Source organism: Streptomyces sp. NPDC026301, from assembly GCF_055567935.1.
Genome location: NZ_JBVHPN010000015.1, coordinates 196,291 through 213,787 on the forward strand (window position 1 = coordinate 196,291; position 17,497 = coordinate 213,787).

General features: G+C 73.1%; 14 protein-coding genes. 2 read left to right on the forward strand and 12 right to left on the reverse strand.

From position 1 onward, the window contains the following. Positions 1-44 precede the first annotated feature (44 nt). The 3 genes from ACZ4MH_RS25765 to ACZ4MH_RS25775 form a co-directional block, all read right to left on the reverse strand. Positions 45-353, reverse strand: a complete 309-nt coding sequence (locus ACZ4MH_RS25765; protein ID WP_351599519.1) for an AzlD domain-containing protein — start codon at positions 351-353, stop codon at positions 45-47. Beyond that, the gene (locus ACZ4MH_RS25770) at positions 350-1,123 is read right to left on the reverse strand and encodes an AzlC family ABC transporter permease (RefSeq protein ID WP_467754703.1); all 774 of its coding nucleotides are present in this window, start codon (positions 1,121-1,123) and stop codon (positions 350-352) included. The genes ACZ4MH_RS25765 and ACZ4MH_RS25770 overlap by 4 nt, the downstream gene beginning before the upstream one ends. A gap of 66 nt (positions 1,124-1,189) precedes the next feature. Then, the gene (locus ACZ4MH_RS25775) at positions 1,190-2,017 is read right to left on the reverse strand and encodes an AraC family transcriptional regulator (protein ID WP_351599520.1); all 828 of its coding nucleotides are present in this window, start codon (positions 2,015-2,017) and stop codon (positions 1,190-1,192) included. Positions 2,018-2,118: 101 nt separating this feature from the next. Between ACZ4MH_RS25775 and ACZ4MH_RS25780 the strand changes: the two genes are divergently transcribed. Together ACZ4MH_RS25780 and ACZ4MH_RS25785 are read left to right on the forward strand one after the other, a co-directional pair. Continuing rightward, positions 2,119-6,822 (forward strand): ATP-dependent helicase, encoded by a 4,704-nt coding sequence (locus ACZ4MH_RS25780; RefSeq protein WP_351599521.1) that lies wholly within the window; start codon positions 2,119-2,121, stop codon positions 6,820-6,822. A 144-nt stretch (positions 6,823-6,966) separates the two neighbouring features. Further along, positions 6,967-7,773: a DNA-formamidopyrimidine glycosylase family protein gene (locus tag ACZ4MH_RS25785; protein ID WP_351599522.1), complete on the forward strand. Its 807-nt coding sequence runs from the start codon at positions 6,967-6,969 to the stop codon at positions 7,771-7,773. A gap of 57 nt (positions 7,774-7,830) precedes the next feature. Here the strand turns inward: ACZ4MH_RS25785 and ACZ4MH_RS25790 are convergent, their stop codons facing one another. The 9 genes from ACZ4MH_RS25790 to ACZ4MH_RS25830 form a co-directional block, all read right to left on the reverse strand. Then, positions 7,831-8,274: a hypothetical protein gene (locus ACZ4MH_RS25790; protein ID WP_467754704.1), complete on the reverse strand. Its 444-nt coding sequence runs from the start codon at positions 8,272-8,274 to the stop codon at positions 7,831-7,833. A 214-nt stretch (positions 8,275-8,488) separates the two neighbouring features. After that, positions 8,489-8,959 carry a Dps family protein gene (locus ACZ4MH_RS25795; protein ID WP_351601512.1) on the reverse strand — a complete coding sequence of 157 codons (471 nt, stop codon included), beginning with the start codon at positions 8,957-8,959 and terminating at the stop codon, positions 8,489-8,491. A gap of 216 nt (positions 8,960-9,175) precedes the next feature. Beyond that, complete coding sequence (locus ACZ4MH_RS25800) at positions 9,176-9,559, reverse strand: helix-turn-helix domain-containing protein (RefSeq protein WP_030260616.1); 384 nt, start codon at positions 9,557-9,559, stop codon at positions 9,176-9,178. A gap of 109 nt (positions 9,560-9,668) precedes the next feature. Next, entirely contained in the window at positions 9,669-10,157 is a 489-nt protein-coding gene (locus ACZ4MH_RS25805) for a CinA family protein (RefSeq protein ID WP_351601515.1), read from the reverse strand. Positions 10,158-10,276: 119 nt separating this feature from the next. Further along, the gene (gene pgsA / locus ACZ4MH_RS25810; RefSeq protein WP_351601507.1) at positions 10,277-10,969 is read right to left on the reverse strand and encodes a CDP-diacylglycerol--glycerol-3-phosphate 3-phosphatidyltransferase; all 693 of its coding nucleotides are present in this window, start codon (positions 10,967-10,969) and stop codon (positions 10,277-10,279) included. Then, entirely contained in the window at positions 10,966-12,462 is a 1,497-nt protein-coding gene (gene rimO / locus ACZ4MH_RS25815; RefSeq protein WP_351601505.1) for a 30S ribosomal protein S12 methylthiotransferase RimO, read from the reverse strand. Before rimO ends, pgsA begins: the two co-directional genes overlap by 4 nt. Positions 12,463-12,611: 149 nt before the next feature. Then, positions 12,612-13,418, reverse strand: a complete 807-nt coding sequence (locus ACZ4MH_RS25820; RefSeq protein ID WP_351601503.1) for a helix-turn-helix domain-containing protein — start codon at positions 13,416-13,418, stop codon at positions 12,612-12,614. A gap of 214 nt (positions 13,419-13,632) precedes the next feature. After that, positions 13,633-16,410, reverse strand: coding sequence for an FtsK/SpoIIIE family DNA translocase (locus tag ACZ4MH_RS25825; protein WP_467754705.1), 2,778 nt, complete (start codon positions 16,408-16,410; stop codon positions 13,633-13,635). 191 nt (positions 16,411-16,601) lie between these two features. After that, positions 16,602-17,276 carry a response regulator gene (locus tag ACZ4MH_RS25830; protein ID WP_351600726.1) on the reverse strand — a complete coding sequence of 225 codons (675 nt, stop codon included), beginning with the start codon at positions 17,274-17,276 and terminating at the stop codon, positions 16,602-16,604. Positions 17,277-17,497 lie beyond the last annotated feature (221 nt).

A 17,497-nucleotide genomic window follows, 5' to 3' on the forward strand; every position in this document is an offset into this window, starting at 1 on the left:
CCCGCCGCCGTCTCAGCCGCGACCGCCGTACCCCCGTCGCCGTCTCAGCCGCCGAGCGCCCGCACTCCCGCCGTGACCACCACGGCGGCCGCGACCACCAACAGGAACGGCGCGCGCAGTACGAGGGCGAGGGCCGCCGCGCCGACACCGGCCACCCTGGCGTCCAGAACGAGGTGCTGGCCCTCACTGAGGGTCTGCTGCGCCGTGAGGGCGGCCAGCAGGGCCACCGGGAGCAGCGCGGCGAGCCGCTTGACGAGAGGGCGCTCCAGAAGGCCGGCGGGCACCAGCAGGCCCGCGTACTTGAGCAGGTAGCAGCCGACGGCGGTGGCGCCGATCGCGATCCAGGTGTTCACCGGCTCTCCTCCTGTGCGCGCGAGGTCCTACGGGAGCGGGCGCCCTGGGCCAGCAGTACCGCGGGGGCGGCCAGCGCGGAGACCAGGACCGGCACGCCGGCGGGCAGTACCGGCAGGGTGACCAGCATCAGGACGACGGCGAGGCCCGCGGCGGCGCGTTCCACGGTGGTCTTCAGCATGGGGGCGAGCAGCGCCAGGAAGACGGCGGGGCCGGCCGCGTCCAGGCCCCAGGCGGCGGTGTCCCCGAGCGCTTCGGCGCCCAGTGCCCCGGCCAGCGTGGTGAGGTTCCACAGGACGTAGAGCGTCAGTCCGGTGACGGTGAAGCCGAGGCGGGCGCTGCGCCGGTCGGGCTGGGCGAGCGTGACGGCGGACGTCTCGTCGATGACCCAGTGGGCGGCGAGCGGCTTCAGCAGGGCCCGGTAGCCGAGCAGGCCGGACAGCCGCAGCCCGTAGAAGGCGTTGCGGGCGCCCAGGAAGAAGGCGCCGGCCGCGGCGGCGAACGGGTTGCCGCCCGCGCCCAGCGCGCCGACCAGCGCGAACTGTGAGGCGCCGGTGAACACGAGGAGGCTGAGCAGGCAGCTCTGCAGCACGCTGAGGCCCGCGCCCGCCGAGGTGACTCCGAAGGCGAAGCCCGAGAGGCCGACGGCGACGCCGACGCCGAGCGCGTCCCTGATGACGGCGGCGTCGGCCTTGCGCGGCGCCGCGTCCGAGGGAGCGCGCGGCGTCTCGCGTATCCCGTGGGGTGCGGTCTGTTCGATCTGTTCAGGCACCTCACCACGCTAAGCAGGGGCGCCCGTCGCAGTCTTGTACGTTCTTGCGGCCGGGCGGCCGGGCCGCTAAGCCCCGCGCTCCCGGCGGTACGCCCCGGGCGGTACCCCGACGATCCTCGTGAAGTGCCGGTTCAGATGCGGCTGATCCGTGAAGCCGACGGCCGTCGCCGCCTCGGCGGGCGGGGTGCCGCGGTCCAGGAGGCGCCGGGCGCGACGTACCCGCGCATCGGTGAGCCAGGCGTGCGGCGGCATTCCGTACGCCTTCTTGAAAGCGCGCAGCAGCGCGAACGGGCTGGTGCCCAGCTGCGCGGCGAGCTGTTCCAGCGACGGCGGATCCGCCAGCCGCTCCTCCAGGATCTCCCGCGCCCGCGCCGCCCCGGTCGCCCCCGCCGCACGGGGCGTACGGGCCGGAAGCGGCCCTCCGTACCTGCGCAGCAGCCGGTCCACGGCAATCCGCAGCATGCTGTCGGCGGCCAGCGCGTTGCCCGCCTCCGCCGCCCGGTGCACCTCGTGGATGAGCCGGGAGGCGTACGCGTCGTCGACGGCGGACTCGGTGAAGCCGGGAGTGCCGCGGAGCGCGGTGGTCTCGGCGGCGATCTCCGCGACCAAGGCGGCGGACGGGTAGAGCGTGGAGTACGTCCACCCCTCGTCGACGCCTGCCCGCGCGGTGTGCGGAACCTCCGGGTTGATCATGACGACGCTGCCGTGGCCTGCCCGTACGGACCCCTCCGGCAGCCCGACCTCCTCGATCCCGCCGCTGACCGCGCCGAGCACGAAGCCCTCGTGGCTGTGGCGCGGGAAGGCGTGCCGTACGTAGCGGGCCCGGAGCAGATCGAGTCCGGGCAGCCCGGCGTACCGCCAGTGCCTCGCCCACTCACCGCCGGTGCTCCCCATGCACCCATTCTGCGCCCGGCGCCACGCCGCTGACCTGCGCGTCCACGGTCCGGACGGGCCGCACGCCGACCGTTGTCAGTGGTCCGAGGCACGATGGGGTCATGGCGAGGACCGCGCTCGATTCGTTCTCCCCCGCGACCAGAGGCTGGTTCACGGGGGCCTTCCACGCGCCCACCGCCGCGCAGGACGGCGCCTGGCGGGCCATCGGCGAGGGCTCCGACGTGCTGGTCGTCGCGCCGACCGGCTCCGGCAAGACCCTCGCGGCCTTCCTCGCCTCCCTGGACTCCCTCGCGAGCACGCCGCCGCCCGCCGAGCCCAAGAAGCGCTGCCGGGTGCTGTACGTCTCCCCGCTCAAGGCCCTCGCGGTCGATGTCGAGCGCAATCTGCGCTCCCCGCTGACCGGCATCCGTCAGGAGTCCGTCCGGCTCGGCCTGCCGGAGCCCGACATCCGGGTGGGCATCCGCTCCGGCGACACCCCCGCCGCCGAGCGCCGCTCGCTCGCGAACCGCCCGCCGGACATCCTGATCACCACCCCCGAGTCGCTGTTCCTGATGCTGACCTCCCAGGCACGGGACGCCCTGGCGGGCGTGGAGACGGTCATCCTGGACGAGGTGCACGCCGTCGCGGGGACGAAGCGCGGCGCGCACCTGGCGCTGTCCCTGGAGCGCCTGGACGAGCTGCTGCCCCGCCCGGCCCGCCGCATCGGGCTCTCGGCGACGGTGCGGCCCGTGGAGGAGGTCGCGCGCTACTTGTCGCCGCGCCGCCGGGTGGAGATCGTGCAGCCGCCCTCGGGGAAGGAGTTCGACCTCTCGGTCGTCGTGCCCGTCGAGGACCTCGGCGAGCTGGGCGGCTCGCCCGTACGGGAGACCGGACCCGACGGCGGCGACACGGGCGGCGACAAGCCGTCCATCTGGCCGCACGTCGAGGAGCGCATCGCCGACCTCGTGCAGGCGCATCGTTCAACGATCGTCTTCGCGAACTCGCGCCGCCTCGCGGAGCGCCTGTGCAACCGCCTGAACGAGATCGCGTACGAGCGCGCCACGGGCGAGCCGATGCCCGAGGACCATTCGCCCGCCGAGCTGATGGCCCAGTCCGGCGGCGCCAAGGGGGCGCCTCCGGTACTGGCCAGGGCGCACCACGGCTCGGTGTCCAAGGAGCAGCGCGCGCAGGTCGAGGAGGACCTGAAGGCGGGCCGGCTGCCTGCCGTGGTGGCCACCTCCAGCCTGGAGCTGGGCATCGACATGGGCGCGGTGGACCTGGTGGTCCAGGTGGAGTCGCCGCCGTCGGTCGCGTCCGGGCTGCAGCGGGTGGGCCGCGCGGGCCATCAGGTGGGCGCGGTGTCCACGGGCGTCGTCTTCCCGAAGTACCGCGGCGACCTGGTGCAGGCGGCGGTGGTCACGGAGCGGATGCGCGAGGGCGCCATCGAGGCGCTGCGCGTGCCGGCCAATCCGCTGGACGTACTGGCTCAGCAGCTGGTCGCGATGGTGTCGATGGACGCCTGGGACGTCGAGGAGCTGCTGGCGACGGTGCGGCGGGCCGCACCGTTCGCGGCGCTCCCGGAGTCGGCGTACACCGGCGTGCTGGACATGCTGGCGGGCCGGTACCCCTCGGACGCGTTCGCGGAGCTGCGGCCGCGCATCGTGTGGGACCGGGTCGCGAACACGGTCACGGGGCGGCCCGGTGCCCAGCGGCTCGCCGTCACCTCGGGCGGCACGATCCCCGACCGCGGCCTCTTCGGGGTCTTCCTGGCGGGCGCCGACCCCAAGAAGGGCGGCGGCCGCGTCGGGGAGCTGGACGAGGAGATGGTGTACGAGTCGCGGGTCGGCGACGTCTTCACGCTCGGCACGACCTCCTGGCGCATCGAGGACATCACCCGGGACCGGGTGCTGGTCTCGCCCGCCCCCGGGGTGCCCGGCCGGCTGCCCTTCTGGAAGGGCGACCAGCTCGGCCGTCCTCTGGAGCTGGGCCGGGCCCTGGGCGCGTACCTCAGGGAGATCGGCGCGCTTCAACCGGAGGCGGCGCGGGCCCGGCTGTCGGCCGCCGGGCTGGACGACTGGGCGGCGGGCAACGTCCTGAGTTACCTCGCCGAGCAGCGCGAGGCGTGCGGCCACATCCCCGACGACCGCACGATCGTCGTCGAGCGCTTCCGGGACGAGCTGGGCGACTGGCGGGTCGTGGTGCACTCGCCGTTCGGCGCGCAGGTGCACGCGCCCTGGGCGCTGGCGCTGGGCGCCCGGCTGGCCGAGCGGTACGGCATGGACGCACAGGTGATGCACGCCGACGACGGCATCGTGCTGCGGCTGCCGGACGCGGACCTGATGGGCCTGGACCTGCTGGACACCGACCCGGACGCCGCGGGCGCGGAGTTCGACCCCGACCAGTCGCCGGTGGGCGCCGCCGACGTCGTGTTCGACAAGGGCGAGGTCGACCAGGTCGTGACCGACCAGGTGGGCGGCTCGGCGCTGTTCGCCGCGCGCTTCCGGGAGTGTGCCGCCCGCGCGCTGCTGCTGCCGCGGCGCAATCCGGGCAAGCGCACGCCCCTGTGGCAGCAGCGCCAGCGCGCCGCGCAACTGCTCCAGGTGGCGAGCGAGTTCGGGTCCTTCCCGATCGTCCTCGAAGCCATCCGCGAGTGCCTTCAGGACGTGTTCGACGTTCCCGGTCTGGCCGAGCTGATGGGGGACATCGAGTCGCGCCGCGTCCGGCTCGTGGAGGTGACCACGCAGGAGCCCTCGCCGTTCGCCCGGTCGCTGCTCTTCGGGTACGTGGCCCAGTTCCTGTACGAGGGCGACTCCCCCCTGGCCGAGCGCCGCGCCGCGGCCCTCTCGCTCGACTCCCGGCTGCTCGCCGAGCTGCTGGGCCAGGCCGACCTGCGCGAGCTGCTGGACCCGGAGGTCCTCGCCGATCTGGAGCGCGAGCTGCAGTGGCTGACCGACGATCGCAAGGTCAAGGACGCCGAGGGCGTCGCCGACCTGCTGCGGCTGCTCGGGCCGCTGACCGACGCCGAGCTGGCCGAGCGCGGCGCGGATCCGGCGTGGGCCACGGAGCTGGCCGCGGCCCGGCGCGCCATCCGGGTGCGGGTGGCGGGCGCCGAGCACTGGGCCGCGGTCGAGGACGCCGGGCGGCTGCGGGACGCCCTCGGTACGGCGCTGCCCGTGGGTGTCCCGGAGTCCTTCATGGAGCCGGTCAAGGACCCGCTGGGCGACCTGCTGTCCCGGTATGCGCGCACGCACGGCCCGTTCACCTCCGAGCAGGCCGCAGCCCGCTTCGGCCTCGGCACGGCCGTCACCGACGGGGCGCTGCACCGCCTCGCCGGGACCGGCCGGGTCGTCCAGGGCGAGTTCGCGCCGTCCGGCGTGCACCAGGAGTGGTGCGACGCCCAGGTGCTGCGGCGGCTGCGGCGGCGGTCGCTGGCCGCGCTGCGGCACGAGCTGGAGCCGGTGCCGCCGCCCGCGCTGGCCGCCTTCCTGCCGCAGTGGCAGAGCGTCGGCGGCCAAGGGCTGCGCGGCATCGACGGACTGCTGCGCGCCGTCGAGCAGTTGCAGGGCGCGCCGGTGCCCGCCTCGGCCCTGGAGCGGCTCGTCCTGCCCTCCCGGGTGTCGGGCTACTCCCCCGCCCTGCTGGACGAGCTGACCTCCACGGGTGAGGTCCTGTGGGCGGGCGCCGGCGCGCTGCCCGGCAAGGACGGCTGGATCGCCCTGTACCCGGCCGACACCGCGCCGCTCCTGTTGCCGCAGCCGCACCCCTTCGAGGTGACGCCGCTCCACCAGTCCGTACTGGACGCCCTCGCGCCCGGGTACGGCCTGTTCTTCCGTCAGCTCGCCGATCAGGTACGGGCGACGACGCATCCGGAAGCCACCGATCTCCAACTGGCCGACGCGGTATGGGACCTGGCCTGGTCCGGGCGGCTGACCAACGACACCCTCGCGCCGCTCCGCGCGCTGCTCGGCTCGGGCCGTACGGCCGGGGCCACCGCGCACCGCGCCCGCCGGGCCACCCCGCGCGGCCGGTACGGCAGCCTCACCGCCGCCACCGGCCGGACGGGCCGGCCCACCGCGTCCCGTTCCGGGCCGCCCACGGTCGCCGGGCGCTGGTCGCTGCTGCCCGTACTGGAGCCGGACCCCACCCACCGGGCGCACGCGCTGGCCCACACGCTCCTGGACCGGCACGGCATCGTCACCCGGGGCGCGGTGGCGGCCGAGGGCGTCGAGGGCGGCTTCTCCGCGGCGTACAGAGTCCTGGCCGCCTTCGAGGAGACCGGCCAGGCCCGCCGCGGGTACGTCGTCGAGGGGCTGGGCGCGGCGCAGTTCGCGATGGACGGCGCGGTGGACCGGCTGCGCGCGGTCAGTACGAGCCGGGACCGTACGGCCGAGGAGACCGCGCCCGGCGGCTCCTGGCAGCCGGCCGGGCCGGCCCGCGGCGGCACCCCGCGCGCCGTCGTACTGGCCGCGGCGGACCCGGCCAACGCGTACGGCGCCGCGCTGCCCTGGCCGGAGCCGCCGGAGGGTTCGTCCCACAAGCCGGGCCGCAAGGCGGGCTCGCTGGTCGTCGTGGTCGACGGCGAACTGGCGGTCTACATGGAGCGCGGCGGCAAGACGCTGCTGGCCTGGCAGGCCGGTGAGGAGGGCGGCGGGGCCCGGGTGCGGCTCGCCGTGGAGGCGCTCGCGGCCGCGGTGCGGAACGGTTTCGTGGGCGCGCTCACCGTGGAGCGCATCAACGGCTCGTCGGCGCTCACCTCGCCGCTGGCCGCCGAGCTGGAGGGCGCGGGCTTCCACGCGACACCGAGGGGACTGCGACTGCGGATATGAGGCGCGCCACCGGGCCGCACGGGATCACGACCGCACGGGGCCACGGCCGCACGTGGGCCTGCGGCCCCACAGGGGGCGCAGGGGCCGCGGCCCCACAGAGGCCGACCCGCGCTCCCGGGGCGCCGCGCACGGCATGATGGAGCCATGCCCGAAGGCGACACCGTCTGGCGGGCCGCCGCGGAGCTGCACGAGGCGCTGGCCGGGCGGCGGCTGACCCGTACCGACCTGCGCGTACCGAAGCTGGCCACGACCGACCTGGCCGGGCGCTCCGTACTGGAGGTGCTGGCGCGCGGCAAGCACCTCCTCACCCGCGTCGACGGCGGCCTGACGCTCCACTCGCACCTGCGGATGGACGGCGCCTGGCGGGTGTACGGCGCGGGCGAGCGCTGGCGCGGCGGTCCCGACCACCAGATCCGCGCGGTGCTGGCCACGGCGGAACGCACCGCCGTCGGCTACCGCCTCCCCGTACTGGAGCTGCTGCGCACCGCCGACGAGGACAGCGTCGTCGGCCATCTCGGCCCCGACCTGCTGGGCCCTGACTGGGACCCGGACGAGGCGCTGCGGCGGCTGCTGGCCGATCCGGACCGGGCGCTCGGCGAGGCGCTGCTGGACCAGCGCAATCTGGCCGGGATCGGGAACGTCTTCAAGTGCGAGCTGTGCTTCCTGCTGCGGGCCTCGCCCTGGCTGCCGGTGGGCGCGCTGCCGCGGCCCGACCGGGCGGTCTCGCTGGCGAAGCGGCTGCTGGAGGCGAACAAGCGGCGTCTCGCCCGTACGACCACGCCCAGCGCGCGCCCGGACCGCCGCCTGTGGGTGTACGGCCGCGCCGGCCGCCCCTGCCTCCGGTGCGAGACGCCGATCCGGGTCGCCGACCAGGACCCCGGCCCACAGGCCCGTGTCACGTACTGGTGCCCGCGCTGCCAGCCCGACCCCTCTGCGGGCGCGACTCCCTGACACAGGCGAAAGGCGCCCGAACGCCTCTCAGGGCCGGACGCCCGGCCCCACCGTCGCTCAGGACCGCCCCGGCCCCCCGCCCCAGCGCCCGTGCCGCCATGCCCTGGTGAGCCGCGCCGTGAGAGCGGAGTCGCCCGGGGCGCCCACGCAGCCGCCGCGCGTGTGCCAGCCGGCCGCGCCGACGCGCCCCCCACCTCGGCGCGCCCGGCGCGGTACGCAGTGCACCGGCAGCAGGCTCAGACCCCAGCCGCCCGCTGCCATCGCACCTTCCACGACCCCCGCTCCCTCGGGCCAGAAGAGCAGTCGCAGCACCGCCCACCACCACAGCGCCCCGAGGAGCACCGCGGCGGCCCAGCGGCCCGGCACCTGGCGGAGCAGCGCCACCGCCCCGTCCATCGGGCCGCGGCCCGGCGCCCCCACCCTGCCGCGGCCCGGTGTCCCGGGCGGCTCGGCGCCCGCGCCCCGGACCGGGTGCCGGGAGAAGAAGCCGCGCCATGCCATGACTGCCTCCTCCGGTCGACGGTAGTCGGCCATGACCCTCCGGCGGGAGGGCGCACCGGGGCACGAACGGCGCGTTCCGCAACGCACGACACGCGCTCGGACGGAACCGTTCCCCGACCGGTCCGATCCGGCTCCGGAGTCTGTCACCGGCTGTCGGACCGCAGTCAGCTCCCGGCACTACGGGGCGGAAGCGATCGAACCACCGGAGAGCGCCTCAGGCCGCCTCGGCCTGGAACATCCAGTGATGCTTCTCCAGGTCGGCGGTGAGACCGATCAGCAGATCCTGGGTGACGGGGTCGGGCTCGTCGGTGGCGGAGATGCGTTCCCGCATCCGCTCGATGACGGAGCCGAGCGCCCGTACGAGGGTGGTCACCGCGTCGTTGTCCTTGATCCAGCCGGCGTCGACGGCGCCGATCCCGCTGGTCTTCGCGACCGTCTCGGCGCGACCGTCGGGGTTCACGCCGATCGCGGAGGCGCGCTCGGCCACCGTGTCGGCGTGGCCGCGTGCGCTGGCGACGACATCGTCGAGCTGGAGGTGGACGGACCGGAAGCGCGGGCCGACGACGTTCCAGTGGACCTGCTTGGCGAGGAGCGACAGGTCGACCAGGTCCACCAGCGCTCCCTGAAGCGCGTCGCCGACCGTCTTGCAGTCGCTCTCGGACAGCGTGCTGTTGACGACAGGCATGTATTACTCCCGTTTCAAAGCGAATGGTCCGTTTTGGCCATCGTACAAACGATGCCCCATCACAGGAAAAGCCGCAGTTCGGACGAGGATCTTCGTGGCGCGCTCCCGCTCCAGCAACACGCTGCGGCAACACGCTCCGGCAACACGAAGACCCCGGTGGGCCAGTGCCCACCAGGGTCTTCTTCATGCCTGCAAGCGATCTCCGGGACCGCGCGGTCAGGCCGCTACGACGTCCACGGCCTCCGCGGGAGCCTTGATCGTCACGCGCTCTTCGGGAACGCCCGTCAGCGAAGTGACGGACACGGCGTTGAACGTGGGGCGCACCGGCGTCGGCACCGGCTCGCTCGCGGCCGCGGACCGGGCCAGCTCCGCGAGTGCCAGCTCGTCGCTGACCTCCCGCATGAGCTCGGACATCCGTACGTCCAGCGCATCGCAGATCGCCGAGAGCAGCTCGGAGGAAGCCTCCTTCTGCCCCCTCTCGACCTCGGACAAATAGCCGAGCGACACCCGGGCGGAGGAGGAGACCTCGCGCAGGGTGCGGCCTTGACGCTGACGCTGTCGGCGCAGCACGTCACCCAGCAGGCGACGGAGCAGAATCATCGCTGGCTCCCTCCTCGGACCTCGGATCCGGATCCTTCTCGCCCCACCGTACCGCCTCGGGCCTCAGCCGTGCCGGGAGCGAGTTCGTGTTCACTCAGGGCTGTAAACATCAGATACCCCCGTGATGTTCCGTATCCTTTGCCCGCGCATTTTCTGTCAGTTCGCTCAACAGCAGATCCACTACTGCGATGACGCTGTCCCGGCGGATCCGGTCGCGATCCCCGTGCAACGCCAGTCGGCGCACTTTTCCCTCACCGTCGGGCCCGGTGACCGCGACGTGGACCGTGCCGACCGGCTGCCCGTCCTGCGGGTCGGGGCCGGCGACCCCTGTTGTGGCAATACCCCAGTCGGCGCCGAGCACGCGTCGTACACCCCGTGCCATTTGGCGGGCGACATCGGCGTCCACCGCACCACGGGTGGCCAGAAGCGCGCCGTCCACACCCAGTACGAGGCTCTTCAGTTCGGTCGCGTACGCCGTGACCGAGCCCCGGAAGCACCGGGAGGCACCGGGAACCGCGGTGAACTCGCCCGCGACCAGGCCGCCCGTCAGGGATTCGGCCACGGCGAGCGTCTGCCCGCGCTCCGTCAACGCCGCCAGCGCCCGCGCAGCGCCCTCCCGGGCGCCGGAGGCGGCAGAAGGCCCGGCGGACGCGTCGAGGCCGTCAGCGCGCGTCTCAGAGCTTTCCTGGGACCCGCGCGCAGCCTCCGTACCACCACTCACCGCGTCGACCCCCGACCGGAGGGCTCCTCACCGGACCGCGCCCGGAGGGCCTCGCGCGACTTGGCCAGCCCGGCCCGGCGCAGTACGACGGCCTGCTTCACGTAGTCCAGGCCCGTGACGACGGTCAGCAGCACGGCCACCGCCATCACCCACCAGCGCAGCGTGGCCAGCGGGCCGGTGAGCACGAGGACGTACATCCCGACCGCGGTCCCCTGGGCGAGCGTCTTCATCTTGCCGCCGCGGCTGGCCGGGATGACTCCGTGCCTGATCACCCAGAAGCGCATCACCGTGATGCCGAGCTCACGGAAGAGGATCACTCCGGTGACCCACCAGGGCAGGTCGCCCAGGATCGACAGGCAGATCAGCGCGGCGCCCATGATCGCCTTGTCCGCTATGGGGTCGGCGATCTTCCCGAAGTCGGTGACCAGGTCGTACGCGCGCGCCAGATGCCCGTCGAAGAGATCCGTGATCATGGCGACGGCGAAGGAGGCCCAGGCGAACGAGCGCCAGGCGGGGTCGTACCCGTCGCCGTGCATCAGGAGCAGCACGAAGGCCGGTACCAGGACCAGCCGCAGCATCGTGAGGATGTTGGCGATGTTCCACAGCCCGGCCTGCCGCCGGACGGTCTTCGGCCGTCCGGCCCCGCCGGCGGCGGAAGCACCTGCGGCGGAAGCCGGGACTCCGGTCATCTGCCCGCCTCCTCGGGACACCCGGCGCCGTGCTCGGCACTGAGCGGCAGCGGCTCCGCGACGAGGTCCACGCCCTCGGTCGCCACCACCTTTGCTTCGACCATACGACCTGGGGCCAGGTCCTGGCCGGTCGTGAGGAGGGTGACGCCGTCGGTCTCCGGGGCCTGGTGCGCCGCGCGGCCCACCACGCCGTCCTCGTCGTCGACCCGGTCGACCAGCACGGAGACGGTCTCGCCCAGGCGCTCCTCGGCGCGCTGCGCGGTCAGCTCCTCGGCCAGCCGGGAGAGGTGCGCCAGGCGCTCGGCCACCACGTCGGGGTCGAGCTTGTTCTCGTACCCCGCCGCCTCGGTGCCGTCCTCGTCGGAGTACCCGAAGACGCCGATGGCGTCGAGTCTCGCCTCGCTGATGAAGCGCTCCAGCTCGGCGAAGTCCGCCTCGGTCTCCCCGGGGAAGCCGACGATGAAGTTCGAGCGGGCACCGGCCTGCGGCGCCTTCGTACGGATCTGCGCGAGCAGGTCCAGGAAGCGGTCGGTGTCCCCGAAGCGGCGCATGGCGCGCAGCACACCGGGAGCGGAGTGCTGGAAGGACAGGTCGAAGTACGGAACGACCTTGTCGGTGCCGGTCAGGACGTCGATCAGCCCGGGCCGCATCTCGGCGGGCTGGAGGTAGCTGACCCGGACGCGCTCGATGCCGTCGACGGCGGCCAGCTCCGGGAGCAGCGTCTCCAGGAGGCGGATGTCGCCGAGGTCCTTGCCGTACGAGGTGTTGTTCTCGGAGACCAGCATGACCTCCTTCACACCCTGCTCGGCCAGCCAGCGGGTCTCGCCCAGCACGTCCGAGGGGCGGCGCGAGATGAAGGAGCCGCGGAAGGACGGGATGGCACAGAAGGAGCAGCGGCGGTCGCAGCCGGAGGCGAGCTTCACCGAGGCGACGGGGTTGTTCCCCAGGCGGCGGCGCAGCGGGGCGCGCGGCCCGGAGGCGGGCGCGACGCCCTCGGGCAGGTCCTCGGGGGCGGACTCCAGTGCGTCACCGTGGCCGGGGAGTGCGACCCCGGCGCCCTGGCGCTCGGCGGGGCTGATCGGCAGCAGCTTGCGCCGGTCACGGGGAGCGTGGGCCTCGACGCTGCCGCCGTTCAGGATGGTCTGGAGGCGGCCGGAGATGTCGGTGTAGTCGTCAAAGCCGAGCACGCCGTCGGCCTCGGGCAGCGCCTCGGCCAGCTCCTTGCCGTACCGCTCGGCCATGCAGCCCACGGCCACCACGGCCTGGGTGCGGCCGTGGTCCTTCAGATCGTTGGCTTCCAGCAGGGCATCGACGGAGTCCTTCTTGGCGGCCTCGACGAAACCACAGGTGTTGACGACGGCGACATCGGCTTCGGCGGCTTCCTCGACGAGCTCCCAGCCGTCCGCTGCCAGGCGGCCTGCGAGCTCCTCCGAGTCCACCTCGTTACGGGCGCAGCCAAGAGTGACAAGGGCGACGGTACGGCGTTCGGGCATGGCGCCCAGCCTACTTCGTCCCGGACGTCCCCATGCCTGGGAGGGTTCCCCGCACCGCCCCGCGCCCGGTCATACAGCCGCCCGCCGCCTCTCCTGGAGGGGCGACGGGCGTTTTCCCGGCGTTTCCCCGGAAGACGGCGGGCGCTCGGTCAGCCGGCCTGCGGATCACCCGGGGTGTAGCTCAGGCGCTCCACGGAGCCCTTGTCGCCGATCTCCTTGACCTCCTTGCCGTTGACGTACAGCTGTACGGCTCCGGCGTTACCGAGGACGAGGTCGATCCGCTTCTTGTCGGTGAAGGTCTTGGACTCGCCCTTGCGGAGCAGGCCGTCCTCCAGGAGCTTGCCGTTGGCGTCCTTGGCGGAGATCCAGCTCTGCCCGTCGCGCGCGGTGATCTTGATGGTCACCTTGTCCTTCGGCAGGCCGGCGATGGCGCTGTCCGAGGGATCGGGCTTGGGGTCGGCGGGCTTGGCGGTCTTGGTCGGGGACGGCTTGACGGTCGGGCTCTCGCCCACATGACCGTCGGCGACGGAGGCCTCCTGGCTCTTGTCGCCGTCGCTGAACAGCGTGAACCCGACGAAACCGATCACGGCAACGATCGCGGCGACCATGGCCGCCGTCCAGTTCGGACGGCGCGGCTCGGGGCGGATGCGCTCCGCCTCGAAGAGCGGCGCCGCCGGGGTCGGCGCGGGCCGGCCGCCGTGCTCGGCGTCGTACTGGGCGATCAGCGGGGCCGGATCGAGGCCTACCGCACGCGCGAGTGTTCGAATGTGGCCGCGGGCGTAGACATCCCCGCCGCAGCGCGAGAAATCTTCCTGCTCGATCGCGTGCACGATGGGGATGCGCACCCGCGTGGTCGTACTGATCTCGTCGACGGTCAGTCCGGCGTCGACGCGGGCCTGCTGGAGGACACGACCGACGGAAGGCCGGTCGTCTTCAGGGGAGTTGCCGATGGACACGGGGGCGCCTTTCGAGCGTGTAGCCACCTGCTGGATGTTCAGTCTAGGGGTGTACCGAAAGGGTCGGGCAAGCGGGAGAGCGGACTTTGTACGCCATCGGAAGGCTCCCCGGTGCGCACCGAGAGCCCGACGGTCGCGCGTCGATCCGTCTCTTCCATCAACTTGACGTATCGGCAGAAGAAACGGTTGCTTGCGATCTCTTTCGAGTGACTTGTCAGTGAGCCTCCCCCCGAATCACCGCAAGCACTCCCTCCAGATCCTCCAGCTTCACCAGAACATCGCGCGCCTTGGAGCCCTCGCTGGGCCCCACGATGTCCCGCGACTCCATCAGGTCCATCAGCCGCCCGGCCTTCGCGAACCCCACCCGCAGCTTGCGCTGCAGCATCGACGTGGACCCGAACTGCGTGGAGACGACCAGCTCGGCCGCCTGGCACAGCAGGTCCAGGTCGTCGCCGATGTCCTCGTCGATCTCCTTCTTCTTGCTCTGCCCGACCGTGACGTCGTCGCGGAAGACCGGGGCCATCTGCTCCTTGCAGTGCCGGACCACCGCCGCGACCTCCGCCTCCTGCACGAAGGCGCCCTGCATACGGGTCGGCTTGCTCGCCCCCATCGGCAGGAACAGGCTGTCACCCTTTCCGATGAGCTTCTCCGCCCCCGGCTGGTCCAGGATGACCCGGCTGTCGGCCAGCGAGGAGGTCGCGAAGGCGAGCCGCGAGGGCACGTTCGCCTTGATCAGGCCCGTGACCACATCCACCGACGGGCGCTGCGTCGCCAGCACCAGGTGGATGCCGGCCGCGCGCGCCAGCTGGGTGATCCGGACGATGGAGTCCTCCACGTCCCGCGGCGCGACCATCATCAGGTCCGCCAGCTCGTCCACGATCACCAGCAGGTACGGATACGGCGACAGCTCGCGCTCGCTGCCCTCGGGGGCCTGCGCCTTGCCGCTGCGCACCGCTTCGTTGAAGTCGTCGATGTGCCGGTACCCGTACGCCGCGAGGTCGTCGTAACGGAGGTCCATCTCGCGCACCACCCACTGCAGGGCCTCGGCGGCCCGCTTGGGGTTGGTGATGATCGGCGTGATCAGGTGCGGGATGCCTTCGTACGCGGTCAGCTCGACCCGCTTGGGGTCGATCAGCACCATCCGTACGTCCTCCGGCGTGGCCCTGACCATGACCGAGGTGATCAGGCAGTTGATGCAGGAGGACTTGCCGGAGCCGGTGGCGCCCGCGACCAGGACGTGCGGCATCTTCGCCAGGTTCGCCGAGACGTAGCCGCCCTCGACGTCCTTGCCGAGCCCGACCACCATCGGGTGGTCGTCGCCCACCGAGGCGACCGAGCGCAGCACGTCCCCGAGGTTGACCATCTCGCGGTCGCTGTTGGGGATCTCGATGCCGACCGCGGACTTGCCCGGGATCGGGTTGATGATCCGCACGTCCGGGCTGGCCACCGCGTACGCGATGTTCTTCGCCAGCGCGGTGATCTTCTCGACCTTCACGCCCGGGCCGAGCTCGATCTCGTACCGGGTGACCGTCGGGCCGCGCGTGAAGCCGGTGACCGCGGCGTCCACCTTGAACTCCTGGAACACCTTGGTCAGCGACTCCACCACCGCGTCGTTGGCCGCGCTGCGGGTCTTGCCCGGCCCGCCGCGCTCCATCAGGTCCAGCGAGGGCAGCGCATACGTGATGTCGCCGGCCAGCTGGAGCTGCTCGGCGCGCGGCGGCAGGTCGGAGGCGGGCTCCGGCGCGCGCTTGGTGAAGTCGGGGACCGAGGAGGAACGCTCCGGGGAGGCGGCGGGCGGCTCGGCGCCGCGCGCGGGCGGTACGGCGGTGCCCGTCGTCGCGCCGCTGTCCTCGTGGTCGCCGCGGTCGGCCTTGATGCCGCTGCTGATGTCGGCCACCAGGGCCGAGGGCTGGATGCCGTGCAGCACCGCGCCGTCCAGGTTGGCGGCGTACCCGGCGGCCACGTCCACCGCGTCCCGGGACCGCGCGGGCTCCCACTCGGCGGCCGGCTCGGCGACCGGCTCAGCGGCCGTACGGCGCGGCTTGCGGCGCTTGGCGAGCGCGGCCTCCTCCGCGGCCTCCGGGGACGCCTCCAGCTCCTCGGAGCGGCTCCGACGGCCCCTGCGGGCGGGCTGCTCGCGCGGCTCGTCGGCGAAGGCGTCGGCGTCCGGCTCGTACGTCTCCAGCAGGCCCAGCCGGACGCCGAGCGCGCGGAACCGCCGCGGAATGGCCGTGACCGGGGTCGCGGTGACCACCAGCAGGCCGAAGACGGTCAGCAGTACCAGCAGCGCCACCGACAGGGTCTGCCCGACCATGAAGAGCAGCGGCTTGGACACGGCCCAGCCCAGATAGCCGCCGGCGTCCCGCACCCCCGCCACATCGTCCTGGTCCGGCGACCCGCAGGCGATGGCGACCTGCCCGAGCACGCCGACCACCAGCGCCGAGAGCCCGATGCCGATCCGCCCGTTCGCCTCCGGCTGCTCGGGGCGGAAGAAGACACGGGCGGCGATGCCGCCGACCAGTATCGGTACGAGCAGGTCCAGCCGGCCGAACGCGCCGGTCACCAGCAGCTCGACGACGTCACCGACCGGGCCGTTCAGATTGGCCCACGTGCCCGCCGCGATCACCAGGCCGAGGCCGAGCAGGGCCAGCGCCAGGCCGTCCTTGCGGTGGGCCGGGTCGAGATTCTTCGCGCTGCGCCCCATGCCGCGGAAGAGCCAGCCGACGGTGTGCGCGAGGCCCAGCCAGAGGGCGCGCACCGCGCGGTAGACGCCCCCGGTCGGCGACGGCGCGGGCTTCTTCGCCACCGCCTTCTTCGCGGGGGCCTTCTTCGCGGCCGCGGCCTTCTTGGGCGGCGCCTTCTTCGCCGCCGCCTTCTTGGCGGCGGGCGGCTTCGCCGCGGTCTTCTTGGCGGCGCCCCCGGGGCGCCCGGCGCGCTGCTTCGAGGGGCCCGCCGTGCTCTGGGAACCCTTGCCGGACGTACGTGAGGCCATGGTGACGAGGTTACAGGCGACGGCCCGGGGTGACACGGGCACTCGGGCCTTCACCCGTTCGTGTCGTAACCAACGCGCCATATGGGCGGTTGGCCGACTCCGGGCCCAACACCCGGGACAGCGCCGGGAGCTGCCGCAGGGTCAGCTCCGCGGCCGGGCGGCGCCGGCGCCGTACGCCCGGCGCCGCGGCGTCAGTTCTGCGACGGCACGGACGGCGTGTCGCTGTTGCCCGCGCCCGGCTCCAGGGCGTCCAGTGCGCGGCGCAGTCCGGTCAGCTTCCGCTCCAGATGGGCGGCCGTCGCCACGGCGGCGGCGTCCGCCGACTCGTCCAGCTGTTTGGACAGCGCCTCGGCCTGCTCCTCGACGGCCGCCAGCCGCGCGGAGAGCAGCCCCGCCGCCTCCTTGGCGTCCTCGTCGCCGGCCGTCTGGCCGCCCTCCAGCTGCAGCCGCAGCAGCGACGCCTGCTCCCGCAGCTTGCAGTTCTTCATGTACAGCTCGACGAAGACCGAGACCTTGGCGCGCAGCACCCACGGATCGAACGGCTTGGAGATGTAGTCGACCGCACCGGCCGCGTAGCCGCGGAAGGTGTGGTGCGGGCCGTGGTTGATCGCCGTGAGGAAGATGATCGGGATGTCGCGCGTCCGCTCGCGGCGCTTGATGTGCGCCGCGGTCTCGAACCCGTCCATCCCCGGCATCTGCACATCGAGCAGAATCACCGCGAAGTCGTCGGTGAGCAGCGCCTTGAGCGCTTCCTCCCCGGACGATGCCCGCACCAGCGTCTGATCGAGCGCGGAGAGGATCGCCTCCAGCGCCAGCAGATTCTCCGGCCGGTCATCGACCAGGAGGATCTTGGCCTTCTGCACCATGGCCCGTCCTCCTCGCCCCGGCACTCCACCGGACGCCGCCCCAGGGGACGGCTCCGTCATGCCGCCCGTACTTGTGCCGGTCATGGTAGCCGCACCCCGCCTGTCGCCACACCCTGTCACCGCTATGTCACCGTGCACGTAGCAGAAACGCAGCGGGAGACCAGAAGGTTCCCCGAATACCGTGCTCCCACACGTGCGCGACCACAGGGAGTCAGCATATG

Excerpts from the sequence above, each read along its gene's own strand:
- ACZ4MH_RS25780 (WP_351599521.1), top strand. The coding sequence starts at position 2,119 with ATGGCGAGGACCGCGCTCGATTCGTTCTCCCCCGCGACCAGAGGCTGG.
- ACZ4MH_RS25785 (WP_351599522.1), top strand. The coding sequence starts at position 6,967 with ATGCCCGAAGGCGACACCGTCTGGCGGGCCGCCGCGGAGCTGCACGAG.
- ACZ4MH_RS25825 (WP_467754705.1), bottom strand. The coding sequence starts at position 16,410 with ATGGCCTCACGTACGTCCGGCAAGGGTTCCCAGAGCACGGCGGGCCCC.
- ACZ4MH_RS25775 (WP_351599520.1), bottom strand. The coding sequence starts at position 2,017 with ATGGGGAGCACCGGCGGTGAGTGGGCGAGGCACTGGCGGTACGCCGGG.
- rimO (WP_351601505.1), bottom strand. The coding sequence starts at position 12,462 with ATGCCCGAACGCCGTACCGTCGCCCTTGTCACTCTTGGCTGCGCCCGT.
- ACZ4MH_RS25795 (WP_351601512.1), bottom strand. The coding sequence starts at position 8,959 with ATGCCTGTCGTCAACAGCACGCTGTCCGAGAGCGACTGCAAGACGGTC.
- ACZ4MH_RS25830 (WP_351600726.1), bottom strand. The coding sequence starts at position 17,276 with ATGGTGCAGAAGGCCAAGATCCTCCTGGTCGATGACCGGCCGGAGAAT.
- ACZ4MH_RS25800 (WP_030260616.1), bottom strand. The coding sequence starts at position 9,559 with ATGATTCTGCTCCGTCGCCTGCTGGGTGACGTGCTGCGCCGACAGCGT.
- ACZ4MH_RS25790 (WP_467754704.1), bottom strand. The coding sequence starts at position 8,274 with ATGGCATGGCGCGGCTTCTTCTCCCGGCACCCGGTCCGGGGCGCGGGC.
- pgsA (WP_351601507.1), bottom strand. The coding sequence starts at position 10,969 with ATGACCGGAGTCCCGGCTTCCGCCGCAGGTGCTTCCGCCGCCGGCGGG.